The organism is Mesorhizobium neociceri (assembly GCF_013520985.1).
Classification (GTDB): Bacteria; Pseudomonadota; Alphaproteobacteria; order Rhizobiales; family Rhizobiaceae; genus Mesorhizobium; species Mesorhizobium neociceri.
This window is the reverse complement of the sequence record NZ_JACDTY010000017.1, coordinates 86,944-98,741: the sequence shown is the minus strand read 5'-3', so window position 1 is coordinate 98,741 and position 11,798 is coordinate 86,944. Positions and strand designations below refer to the sequence as shown.

Sequence of the window (11,798 nt, the reverse complement as noted above, 5' to 3'; positions counted from 1 at the left end):
AGCCATGCGAGTCAGCCGCGGCCCACCCTAATGTGGCAGGTGATCTGCTCGCTTGCGGTTTGCCGATGGCGAGTCCGGTGATCGCCGACACGGAGCGGATCCGGGCCCCGCCGCTGAAGGGCTGGCTGTCGGGGGCGGTGATCGTCGACCTCGCAGGGCCGACGCCGATCACAGATTCAAACTGGTCGACATAGGCGATTGTGCCGACCTTACCTGCTGCGTTCGCCCTATCCAGAACGCCAGCATGCGTCCGGTCGAAGTGTTTGTTGGGCTTCTCGCTGCAGTTCCGCTTGCGGCTGTCTCGGGCCATTAGCCGAAGGACTTGCCGCAAGCGCACTTCTCCCGCGCGTTGGGATTGTCGAAGACAAAGCCGGAGGATTCCAGATCTGTGACAAAGTCGACGGTCATGCCCGCCACATGTGGCTGAGACCCTACGTCCACGAACACCTTGACCCCATTTGCCTCGATGATGGCATCGCCCTCGCGCAAGTCGCTCTCGAGGCCCATCTGGTACTTAAAGCCGGCGCAGCCGCCGTTCTCGACCATGATGCGAAAGCCCTCCGCGGGCTCGCTGGCGCGAGAAAGAGCGATCTTGACAGCCGCAACTGCGTTGTCAGTGAGCGTGATCATGGCTCGGTTTCTCCTCAGTCCGGGACGCGTGTGCGGATCACCAAGCATGCGCCGTGCCAAAGCAAAAAACAGTTTCAAAACAGGGCCTGTCCCTGACACGCTGTGTCGGATGTGCGACATTGTCGGGTGCGTGGCGACTTCACATACGTGAATTCAGCCGCGACAATCCTCCTCATCTTGGAAAATTAGATGGGGGGTGGCGGTTGTCCGCTCCGCGACACAGCGGGTCTTAGCGTCGGCCGTGCTCGCTCTGGCGCAAACCATTGAGCTGCATGCGGAAGATGTTTTTCTGAGCTCGCTTCTGCGCGATTGGCACACCGCTTGAACCTCCCTTCTGGCGAGACGGCACAACGGCGAGGGACACTGATTTTGTCGGTGGCCTCACCAGTTCACGATGGAAGGAACGCAAATGTCATGCTCGGCCCAGATTCGCTTTCTGAGGGACGGCACCAGCGTCCGTCGATCCCGAATGCCGGATCGGTCCTTTGGCGTCGAGGTCCACAATCACTCGCGACCGGCTGGTCGCCGCCATGGATTGGCTGGGGTGCGACCGGCATCTGACTCTGACCGTCAGTCGCGTGGGGCCCTCGGGGCAGCAGCCGCCGCGTTTCGAACCGGTGACATGGCGCCAGGTATGGCGTCCAGCAACGCTCCAGGTCTTGGCCCGAGCACAAGATCGGCATCGGGCGTCACGATACGCTCTATCGGAGAGTGGCCGGCAGAGCAGCTGATCCTCAACATGGTTGGGAAGCAGGGGTAGGATATGGACCAGCTCGAGAAACCTTCTCCGGAGCAAATCCGCCGGGCACAGGAACACAGTCCGAAGGTCCGGGAACACGATCTCGCCGCCAAGCTGAATATTTCGGAAGCGGAGCTGGTCGCGGCACACTGCGGTTTCGGCACGGTGCGCATGGAGCCGAGCGCCAATGATGTGTTGATCGGCCTCGAAGCGGTCGGCGAGGTGAGGGCGGTGACCCGCAATCAAAGTGCCGTGCACAAGAAGCTGGGCGTCTACAACCAAGTGGTAACCGGCAATGACCATGCCTTGGTGCTCGGCGACGAAATCGGCCTGCGCATCTTCCCGAAGGTTTGGACGCATGGCTTTGCAATCGAAAAGCGTGATGGAGGCGACATCCGCCGCAATCTGCAATTCTTCGACGCCACCGGCGCAGCAGTGCATCAGGTGGATCTCGGGCACAACTCCAACCTCTACGCCTATCAGAAGCTGGTGGGCGAGCTTGCATCCTCGAACCAGGAGCCGATCGTGTCGGTCGAGGCGAAAGGCGCCAGCTCCGACGCAGACGTTCCGGACCAAGCCGCCACGGTCGAGGAGCTGCGCGAGCACTGGGGCCGACTGACTGATGTGCACGAGTTCTTCGACATGCTGAAGACGCTGAAGCTCAGTCGCTGCCGGGCCATGCGCATGGTAGGCCAGGATTACGCCTGGCTCCTAGACGATGGCGCCATTGGCGCCATGATCCAATGCGCGGCAGAAGACGAAATGCCTATCATGTGCTTCGTGGGCAATCGGGGCTGCATCCAGATCCATTCCGGCCCGATCAAGTCGGTCAAGCCGGTCGGCCCGCGGATCAATGTGCTGGACGAAACCTTTCACCTTCATCTCCAAACCCACCACATCCGTGAGGTTTGGGCCGTGCGCAAGCCGACCAAGGACGGTCACGTCACGTCACTGGAGGCCTATGGCGCCGACGGCAAAATGATCATTCAGTTCTTCGGTCAGCGCCATGAAGGCGAACGCGAGCGCAGCGATTGGCGGTTCCTGGCCGAGACCCTCCCGCGTGTTCCAACTGCGACAGCCGACATGGGGTAAGACCGATACATGTTCATTTCCGTTTCGCTCGGCGGTGCACCGTGGTCCAAGGTAAATTTCGGCGAAGGACTTTTGGAGCTCGATTAGAGCAAGACGGGCAACTCAATCCGGCCTCTAGGAGCGGCTGCCGTCACGTGCTCGAAAGTCTCGGCAGCAGTTTCGTCTTCTCGCCGGAGCGTGGCGATAGCTACTTCGAGGGACCAAGCGCATTTGGGCGAAGGCGATCAAGAAGGCAGAGCTTCCCGGGTGATTTGCCGGGGATAGCAAGGCCGAAAGAACGAGCAGAAGGAGCGCAGGCGGAGGTGCAGCGAGCCGCATGGCGAGGAATAAGGTGTCCGGATCTGTATTTGACTCGCAAAAAATTCGCAGTTTTTTGGAATTTTACGTGTTTGACTATATCGATCCGGCTATCTAAACACACAAAATTCGCAGTTTTCGGGAATTTTCATGATATAACTATACCATGGATTCGCGCACTCTGACCGAAGGAAGAGCCCGGCTCGCGGCTGTTGTCAAAGCGGCTGGCCCGGTTGTGAGCATTGATGATGCTCAGAAGGCTTTGCAGATATCGCGAACCGTTGCCGCGAAACTGCTGTCAAGATGGGCAAGCCAGGGGTGGCTCCGGCGCGTCGGGACCGGGGCCTATATGCCGGTGCAATTGGAACTCCTCGATGCGGAGCAGGTGGTCGAGGATTCCTGGATACTGGTGCCGGTGTTGTTCGAGCCGGCCTATGTCGGTGGGCGCACGGCGGCGGAGCATTGGGACCTAACCGAGCAGATTTTCCGAGATATCGTAGTGTACACGCAGCGGAGGGTGAATGCGCCAGTGGTCGAGCGGCAGGGCGCGATCTTCTCAGTGCGGCATATCGCTGAGGCGAAGGTTTTCGGCACACAGGCTGTCTGGCGAGGACGCACAAGAATTGCTGTGTCTGATATCCACCGCACGATGATCGATATGCTCGATGATCCCGCCGTCGGCGGGGGCATTCAGCATGTGGCTGACTGTCTTGGCCAATACCTGCACCGCAACGATCGAGATCCGGAAAAGCTCATCTCCTATGCCGAGCGGCTAGGCAACGGGGCGGTATTCAAGAGGCTGGGGTTCCTGTCCGAGCGGCTGCCGCAAGGGAAGGAATTGGCAGAAATGAGTAGTACGCGGCTCACAAAGGGACACGCCCTGCTCGACCCGGCGCTTGAGTGCTCGCGCCTAGTGACGCGCTGGCGCCTTCGCGTCCCGGAAAGTTGGGCCGGCCAATGATCGGAAAGCGAGAACTCCTCGAATACGGCGACGCGAGTTGGGCTTAACCCGAGCGTTGTCGAAAAGGACTACGCGCTGGGCTGGGCACTCGCCGGCATCTTTGCGCATCCGGAGCTTGCGGACAAATGGGTGTTCAAGGGCGGAACCTGCCTCAAGAAATGCTACTTCGAAACCTATCGGTTTTCCGAGGACCTGGACTTCACGCTGCTCGATCCGACGCATCTGGACGAGGCGTTTCTGAAGCGGGTGTTTGGTGAGATTTCGGCCTGGATTTACGAGCATACCGGCCTTGAATTTCCGGCGAACCTCCAGGATTTCGAAATGTTGACGAACCCTCGAGGCAAACCAAAAGGCGGTCAATATTGCACGGCTTTGGGTCCTGACTGGCTGCCGCCGGGAGGAGATTGCGGCGCTCAAATGGTCCGAGGTAAATCTCGGCGAAGGACTATTGGAGCTCGAAGATAGCAAGACGGGCCAGTCAATCCGGCCTCTCGGAGCGGCTGCCGTCACGCTGCTCGAAAGTCTCCCACGTGAGGTTGGCAGCAGTTTCGTCTTCCCGGCTGAGCGTGGCGATAGCTACTTCCAAGGAACCAAGCGCATTTGGGCGAAAGCGATCAAGAAAGCGAAGCTTCCCGGGGTTACCCCTCATACACTTCGGCATACGATTGGGTCGACCGCGATCTCGACGGGCGAAGCCCTGGCACTCACGGGCGCGATTTTGGGCCATTCAAATCCGCGTTCGACGGCCATTTACGCGCACGTCCAGAACGATCCCTCCCGTCGCGCTGCGAATCGAGTTGCCAAGAAAATCGCTGCGGCACTTGCTGGAAACGTGTCGCTGTCTCGCAATCAGAAGGCGCGACCTAGTGATCTCGAAACGCTGGTGGCCAGTCTCACGGATAGGCTCAAAGCTGAGGGCATCGACGGCGCACGTGTGCAGTCGATTATCGCTGACGCAATAGGCGCCAAACACTGAAGGGGATAGTTTCGCAGACGTTCATCGTCCCATGTCGACTTCAGCGGGACGATCGCTATAGCCAGCACCAAGACGACGGTGTCGTCTGGGTGCTGGCGACGACCGTGGCCATGCGATGATCGGCATGATGAGCATGCTCGTCATGCCGCCCGCCGGTGAAGTTCCTCTCCCACCAGCTTCTCAAGTGCGAAAAGGTTCTCGTTACCGAGGAGTTTGATCAAAACGTCGGCTACGGCCAAATCCGATCCGCCTTGGGGGGCGCCGCCTTCCCCGGTCGAGCGCCGGATGCCGCCTTCCCTGAACGGCTGGCCGGATGTGAATACCATGTCCCCTTTGATCAACTTTGAGCCTGTGGATCTTAGGCAGCCGAAGTGCCCTTCCACGATAGCCGCAGTCACCTCACCTGATAGGCGGCGCAGGTTGTCGTCTTGAGCTGCCTCCTGGCCGATCGATTCGACGAGCGGCTGCGATAGCGCGGTGACCGGCTTTTCACCCACGCGGATTCGACGAAGCATGTCTTGCTGCACGTCCTCCCGAGAAGCGATTTGTAAGAGGATGTCGCCGTTCTTAAGCCCTGCCGCCCGAGTACGTATCCGAGAGTTGAAGTCCATTTGCGCCGTCCTTTCTGATATAACTGCCAATAGGTCTGTTTGTAGGGCGGTCTCTCTTATGTCAACAGATATATCGACTGTTATCTCTCCGATCGGGGGGACGACGCCGTTATTCTAAAAAACCGCTATATTCACTGTGCAGTGAATGTTGCGCCGAAGCTAGCAATTTGCCAAAATGCCATTATTCACTGCGCAGCGAAAATGGTAATCATGCAAACGACTAGCGAGCACGAGCGAGAAAGGGATCTTCTGGACGCGTTGATGAGCGCGCTCCAGAAGATCCCTTTTGCGCAGACATCGATAGTGAGCGAAAAACACCCGCTCACGCAGTTAGGTCATGAACTTGATGCTCAAATCGATGTTGTTGTCGCCGACCAGAACCTGGTCCTTCTTATAGAGTTGAAGCGGAGCGTATATCCCCGCGATGTGCGGCAGATCCTGTGGCAGTTGAGCCGGGCAAAAAATGAGTACGCTCAAAGCGGCAAACAGAACGTCGTGCCGATGGTGGTGGCTGAGTCGATTTCGGTTGGCGCACGGGACCTGCTCCGAGATGAGAAAGTCGGTTTCTTCGACAGTGGAGGTAGCCTCTTCGTCCCCGCGAAGGGCGCCTATCTGTATGTCGAGCGCCCTGTCCCCAAGACCATCGAAAAGTCGATCCGGTCGCTGTTCACCGGCAAGCGATCGCAGGTACTCCATGCTCTTCTCCAAGGACACCGCGATTGGGTCGGTGTTGTTGAGCTTTCCAAGCTGGCGGAGGTCTCTCCCGGTACGGCCTCCGAAACCCTGGCCGGCTTGGAGCGGATGGATTGGGTTGTGGCGCGAGGTCAGGGACCATCTAAGGAGCGCCGCCTTTCCGCTCCCTCAGCATTGCTCGACGAATGGCGAACGCAGATCCAGGCCGCTAGGCACCCCCTGGCAAGGCGGCGGTACTATGTGCCGGGAGGAAGCAGCGAGTCGCTTGCCAATCGTCTTGCAGCGCTGTGTGAAACCGGCGCCGTCGACTATGTTTTGACGCAGGACGTGGCCGCTCAGGAATACGCCCCTTTCCTGTCCAGCATTTCCCGTGTTGCCTGCCGCATGACTCCCGGCAAGGCGGCCGGAGAGGTTCTCGCAAACCTCGAAGCGCGCGTTGTGACGGAGGGTGCAAATCTCGATGTGATCGAGACGCCATCCCGTGGTGAGTTCCTCTTCAAGGAGCAAAGGGGGCACCTCTGGCTGGCAAGCCCCGTCCAGGTCTATCTGGACCTTCTGCGCAACGAAGGTCGTTCGCGAGACATGGCCGAGCATTTGAGGAAAGAAGTCCTGGGTATTTAAGATGATGAAACCGACGACGGCCGAAGGCTATAGCAATGAAGTGACTGAGAATTGTGAGCGTGTCCTTGTCACGTTGATCCGCGGACTCGGCCCGTGGCGGGATTCCGTGTTCCTCGTTGGCGGACTCACTCCGCGCTACCTAGTAGATAAGAAACCGCCGGACGTTCCCGCGCATGCGGGTACCGGTGACGTCGATGTCGTCATCCAGCTGCACATGCTGGCTAATACCGACGCGTACCATACGCTGGAGGACAACTTCAAAAAGTTAGGCTTTGCACGCGGCACAAACAGCGCAGGAAAGCCTGTTTCGTGGCGCTGGGAAACCAGGTCCAGCGGGACCAAAGTGATTCTCGAACTGCTCGCAGATGACCCGGAAAAATCCGGCGGAAAGGTCGTGGAATTGCCAACAGACGGAAATGTCTCCGCGCTGAATATCCCCCATTCCGCTATCGTCTTCGATCACCATAAGACCAGAGAAATCAAGGCAGAACTCCTCGGCGACAACGGTGTCGCAAGTGTCACCCTGCACTATGCGGATCTGGTCGCCTTCACTTGCCTTAAGGCCTACGCGGTTGATCAGAGAGACGAGCGCAAAGACGCGCATGATCTGGTCTATTGCCTGACGCACTATGATGGCGGCATCGATACAGCCGCCAAGGAATTCCGTTCTGCCCTGGATGGCAAGCACAAAGCAGTTGTTGGCGAGGTTCTCGGTCTTCTCGCCCGCCATTTCGCAGACGATGGGGAGACCGAAGGTTACAAAAAGAACGGCCCAGTGGCCGTGGCAAAATTCGAATTGGGTGAGGATTCTGATCGTGACATCCGCATTCTCCGTCAGAGAGAGGTTGCCGAACAGGTAATGCGGTTGCTGAAGGCGATCGGCTAGATAAAAGTATGGCTGGTTCTTCAGTTCTCCCACACGGCCGCCGCGTTAATAACAGGCAGCCGGAGCTAGGCAGTGCTTTCCAACCGCTACTCGGATCCGGGTGGTGATACATAAATTCTTCCTGTTTGAGCATGATCGCGCGCTGGAAGCCAGAGGCTGCTCGGCGCCGTGAAGGACCCAGGATTTCCAGGCAACAACCGACGCCCATGAGTTCCGAGACAGATCCCAGCGCTGCGACCCTTATCCCATTTCGGAAATCGAACCCTCCGATGACGCGAGCTGCCGCCTTGACGCTTGTTCCCCATGTCAGTGCTGACGCGATCGACCCCCTGGCGCACATCTGGGACGAAGTAATACATCGGATCGTTGGCGAGATGCTCGCGCTGGATCACGACCAGTCCCCTCTCCACATCAATATCCGCGAGGAAATGGCCCTGGAACTCGCGCGCTTACAGCTCTGGCTGGGCAACGAGGTCGTTGCGAAACGCTTGGTTGCAGGTCGCGAATTGACTTCGATTGATCTAGAGCAGGAACGCCATGAATGCTTGGGGCCAGCAGGCTCGGTGATGATCGCCGCCACCGCCAAGCTGGCCTATGAGCATGTTTGGAAAACATTCATGGAGACCCGATGGAAGCCAAAATCTCAGAGGGCCATCGAACGGGATGCCAATCCGCCAAAAGCTAAACTTTCTATAAAGCCCGAAAAAAAAAATCACTTCATTTCGCGCGGGTTCATTCGGGATCACTGGGCGGTCGGCGGAACGGTTCTGCGCTGGCAGCGCAGCGATGGTGGTTGGCAATCCGCTTCCCGTGCTTTTGGAAAATGGGGATTCGGGCACAATCTATATAGCGACCGGCTCGAGGCCTATTTTGGGCTCATCGAAGGGGATGCGAAAAAGCCAATCCAGATGCTTCTGGGGAGGGAACCGCTCAATGGGCCGCAGCGTGAATCGCTGGTTGGCTTTCTGGTTATACAGATACTTAGAAACCCCAATTTCATAAACGCGGTTCGGGGTATGATGGGGCCGAACCTGGAGAAGCTTGGCTACGCCGATGACCTCGATATGGCATCGAAAGCCTACGAGACGCTTTACCAGAGCAACGAATTCTACCACGCGCTCGCACATCCGTTAATGTGGAGCCGCTGGGCGCTCGTCAGAGCTCGAGCGCCTTTGTTCGTCTTGCCTGACGTTTTCAGTGCCCGGGGGGATTTGGGCGATGGTCTTCGCCTGATCGCACCCTCACGCCGACTGCATGCTTCGTGACCTTGCCCAGCCGAGAGAACGAAAAGCGGATTTTGCCGCGTTACCTTCTTGCTGACGATGAACTTGCGAGGCGCATTTCATCACTTCTCATTAGCAGTGCTGCCAACGAGTTTCTATCGCACCCTGAATTCCAGATCGACGAAAGCATCGATGCCCTTACCTTCGGCCAGGTGCTTGAGGAGATCGAATCAGCCGTTGATCGAGGCGTGAATCAATCTAATCCCTAAAATTCACCAGGTTGATGAATCAGGGCTACTTCTCAGTTCCGGCATTCATCTGGGTTCAGGATTCGCGCTCTAACCAGCGTCACTTAGGAAGTCTGCCGAGCTCCACGAGCGTGGCGACGCATTTGGAAGCGACGGAGTTAGAAATGCCGAGCTTAGCCGCAATGAGTTTGTGGACTTGATTGCCCCATCCGTCCTTAGATCCGCTCGGCATCTCCGCGAGGACGCGCTCCAATTGAAGCGAATGATAGCCCCGAGCTTTCCAGGCCTCGGCCTTCCCCAACCCTATGGCCATTGACTGAAAGAGCAGCTCCGACTTGTTCTTGGCCGCTGCTTCGGCCAGCGTCAGGCTCGCCGGCTTTTTTAACCGCAGTGAGATCAGGACGGTCCCAAACAGGGACGACCTCGTAGCGGCAGAGCGATGAAGTCGACTCATCAACCGCACAAGGACATATATCCTTGTGCAGCACGAAACGGCTCTGGCCATCACGACGGCGTCACTGTTCTTGCCTGATCCGTGGACGATCCTCGAGCAGACTTCGAAGGCGAGATCCAATTCGTCATACAGCGCCGACAATGCGCTGAAGTTGCCAAACTCAACGATCCCAGCTTGGAAACCGTTGAAAGACATGTAGTTGCTAATCGACTGGGTCAACGTACGAAGCGAGTATAGTTCCGCCCGATTGCTTTTCGTGGTCGCCTCGCTTTCGGACTTCTCTGACAAAGCGCCGCGGATGTTTGCAAGTTCCTTTGCGAAGGCGGAGATCCGGCGCTGCGTGTCACTGGTGTGGAGCAGAAGGAGCAGCGAGGCCTGCCGTTCGGACGCGACCTTCCCAATCAGAACGGCAGTCAGCAGAAGGCCACAGGCGACATCAAGAACGGCAACGACCCGGCCGAAGCCCACGGGAAGCACGTCCCCGTACCCAAGCGACGTGAAAGTTACAATGGAGAGATAGACGGCCTCCGGGAAAGTTAGAGCGCGTCCTTCGAAAAGAGCTCCTTGGCTTTGTGGCGCGAGCCAGAAGTACGTTGAGGAGACCAAGAGCGTTGCGGACGCAACGATCATCAGATCCCAGTATGTAGCGCGATCTAACAGGCGGCCGAACGGGCTTGGCATGTTCGGCTTCGAATGCGGACGCATCGCCTGTAGATCATCTGGACCGACCTTGGCGGCCCCCGCGTCTTCCATAGGCATTCCTTACTCCACGGCGCGCGACTGGAACCGCCCCCGGTCATTTACAGGCCGTGGATTCAGCGGGCAGGCAATAGGACGCCCAACCTTTTCGACACATTTTTTGCTAGATCGAGGGCATAACCCGGACAGCGCTCGTATAGCAGCCGGAGGGTCAAAGTTCCCAGTACCTGCGATTCGTGCAGATCACTGTGAGGAGCACTTGCTTGGCGGCGGCGAATTCTTTGTTGATTCGCAGAACATCCCAGCGACCAGCCGGGTCCAGGCGCTGCTTCGTATTCCGCCTAGTAGAAATATCTACTGGTGGGCGGATTTCGGCGTGCTTGAAGATCGTAAACTTCGCCGAAGATCGCCGGGAATGAAGATGGAGTGCGCCCACGAAGGTGGTCTCCATTGGCTACCCGCGCCTGACGAAGCACCCGAGGTTGGACGCTCAAACATCCTGCCTCCACTAAGTCCTAGGCTTGCGTTTGGCAGGAGCCTTTTTGGCCGGCGTCGGCTGCGGCTTGCGTCCGAGCCCCGCCGCCTTTGCGAGCGTCGATCTTTGGGCCGCGTAATTTGGCGCAACCATCGGGTAATCCTGCTTCAATCCCCACTTCTCGCGGTATTCGTCTGGAGTGAGGCCGTAATGTACTGCGAGATGCCTTTTCAGCGATTTGAATCTCTTGCCGTCTTCGAGGCAGATGATGTAGTCCGGCGTTACCGACCTTTTCGGATTGATGGCCGGGTCCTGTGTCGGTTGGGCGGTCCCACTCGGCTGGCCCAGGTTTGACAGCGACGAATGGATCGACGCGATGAGGTCTGGCAACCCAGCGACGGGCAGAGGGTTTTGGCTGACATAGGCCGAGACAATGTCTGCCGTCAGCCCGACCAGATCGGCCGTCGGGGCTACGTTTTGATCGCTCAAAGGTTCACTCCTGGTATGGTGGCCAAAACTCGCTTCATACATCCGCCGTATACCGCAATTTTGGGCAATGCCGATATAAATGCCTCGTTCATGACTGCAGGATAGCGAAAGCGAATCCAATCACTCTCGGCAGGAAGCAGCACAGTTTCGGTGTGACAGTACTAGCAAGCCTGCGGCCTACAAAGAGTGAGGTGAACGGGACCGACTCCTACGGTCGGCAGCCACCGGTTCACCGTGTTTGCAGTCCGGGAACTGATTACATCCACGAAATACGCCTCCGTTCTTATTGCGCCGCTCAACCAATTGGCCGACGAGGCAAGCTGGGCACTGGCTTAATGCGACGCCCTCGATCGTCTCGAAGCGAACTTCGTCGTTAGCAATCTCGCAGAGCTCACTGATATAGCGAGATGGCTGACGGCGATTAGTGATCATATAGACGCCTCGGCTGGCACGCGTCGTCCCACAACGCGCCTCGGGTATAAACAAGCTTTCCGTCAACCTTTTTGAACTCGTCCTGCCAAAGAGTAACCACGACGGTTCCTTTGCTCTCGTTTCTCGCTGACCAACTCCATTGGACGTTCGTTGGCACAGTATCGAAATGCGCAAAAGCTTGCGTATGATTGAACCGCTTGGACATTTTGGCTCTCCTCCTATCACTGAAGCATCGGCGGTGTAGGACAAGCAAGTCCGGTTTCATAGCCATC

At 57.7% G+C, this 11,798-nt stretch carries 13 protein-coding genes; 8 read left to right on the top strand and 5 right to left on the bottom strand.

Annotated features, from left to right (window positions below):
- Window positions 1–309: 309 nt before the first annotated feature.
- Entirely contained in the window at window positions 310–630 is a 321-nt protein-coding gene (locus H0241_RS27050; RefSeq protein WP_027038446.1) for an iron-sulfur cluster assembly accessory protein, read from the bottom strand.
- Between the two features lie 763 nt (window positions 631–1,393).
- On the opposite strand from H0241_RS27050, the gene H0241_RS27045 reads away from it, so the two are divergent.
- From H0241_RS27045 to H0241_RS27030, 4 genes are all read left to right on the top strand, one after another.
- Window positions 1,394–2,461: a hemin-degrading factor gene (locus tag H0241_RS27045; protein ID WP_181060861.1), complete on the top strand. Its 1,068-nt coding sequence runs from the start codon at window positions 1,394–1,396 to the stop codon at window positions 2,459–2,461.
- 463 nt (window positions 2,462–2,924) lie between these two features.
- A complete protein-coding gene (locus H0241_RS27040) occupies window positions 2,925–3,719 on the top strand; it encodes a type IV toxin-antitoxin system AbiEi family antitoxin domain-containing protein (protein ID WP_181060860.1) in 795 nt (264 codons plus the stop codon).
- Between the two features lie 75 nt (window positions 3,720–3,794).
- Window positions 3,795–4,184, top strand: a complete 390-nt coding sequence (locus H0241_RS35820; RefSeq protein ID WP_181060873.1) for a nucleotidyl transferase AbiEii/AbiGii toxin family protein — start codon at window positions 3,795–3,797, stop codon at window positions 4,182–4,184.
- A complete protein-coding gene (locus H0241_RS27030) occupies window positions 4,081–4,695 on the top strand; it encodes a site-specific integrase (RefSeq protein WP_081738836.1) in 615 nt (204 codons plus the stop codon). Before H0241_RS35820 ends, H0241_RS27030 begins: the two co-directional genes overlap by 104 nt.
- A gap of 140 nt (window positions 4,696–4,835) precedes the next feature.
- On the opposite strand, the gene H0241_RS27025 is transcribed toward H0241_RS27030, so the two are convergent.
- Window positions 4,836–5,306, bottom strand: coding sequence for a hypothetical protein (locus tag H0241_RS27025; protein WP_027038443.1), 471 nt, complete (start codon window positions 5,304–5,306; stop codon window positions 4,836–4,838).
- Between the two features lie 261 nt (window positions 5,307–5,567).
- Between H0241_RS27025 and H0241_RS27020 the strand changes: the two genes are divergently transcribed.
- From H0241_RS27020 to H0241_RS27005, 4 genes are all read left to right on the top strand, one after another.
- A complete protein-coding gene (locus tag H0241_RS27020; RefSeq protein WP_235984502.1) occupies window positions 5,568–6,620 on the top strand; it encodes a type IV toxin-antitoxin system AbiEi family antitoxin in 1,053 nt (350 codons plus the stop codon).
- A 1-nt stretch (window position 6,621) separates the two neighbouring features.
- Window positions 6,622–7,506: a hypothetical protein gene (locus H0241_RS27015; RefSeq protein WP_027038441.1), complete on the top strand. Its 885-nt coding sequence runs from the start codon at window positions 6,622–6,624 to the stop codon at window positions 7,504–7,506.
- A 269-nt stretch (window positions 7,507–7,775) separates the two neighbouring features.
- Entirely contained in the window at window positions 7,776–8,771 is a 996-nt protein-coding gene (locus H0241_RS27010) for a DUF4238 domain-containing protein (protein ID WP_027038440.1), read from the top strand.
- The gene (locus H0241_RS27005; RefSeq protein WP_027038439.1) at window positions 8,768–8,998 is read left to right on the top strand and encodes a hypothetical protein; all 231 of its coding nucleotides are present in this window, start codon (window positions 8,768–8,770) and stop codon (window positions 8,996–8,998) included. The genes H0241_RS27010 and H0241_RS27005 overlap by 4 nt, the downstream gene beginning before the upstream one ends.
- A gap of 79 nt (window positions 8,999–9,077) precedes the next feature.
- On the opposite strand, the gene H0241_RS27000 is transcribed toward H0241_RS27005, so the two are convergent.
- The 3 genes from H0241_RS27000 to H0241_RS26990 form a co-directional block, all read right to left on the bottom strand.
- Complete coding sequence (locus H0241_RS27000; RefSeq protein ID WP_081738835.1) at window positions 9,078–10,190, bottom strand: potassium channel family protein; 1,113 nt, start codon at window positions 10,188–10,190, stop codon at window positions 9,078–9,080.
- A 448-nt stretch (window positions 10,191–10,638) separates the two neighbouring features.
- Window positions 10,639–11,094: a MucR family transcriptional regulator gene (locus H0241_RS26995; protein WP_235984501.1), complete on the bottom strand. Its 456-nt coding sequence runs from the start codon at window positions 11,092–11,094 to the stop codon at window positions 10,639–10,641.
- Window positions 11,095–11,271: 177 nt separating this feature from the next.
- Window positions 11,272–11,526, bottom strand: a complete 255-nt coding sequence (locus H0241_RS26990) for a topoisomerase DNA-binding C4 zinc finger domain-containing protein (protein WP_235984500.1) — start codon at window positions 11,524–11,526, stop codon at window positions 11,272–11,274.
- Window positions 11,527–11,798: the final 272 nt, after the last annotated feature.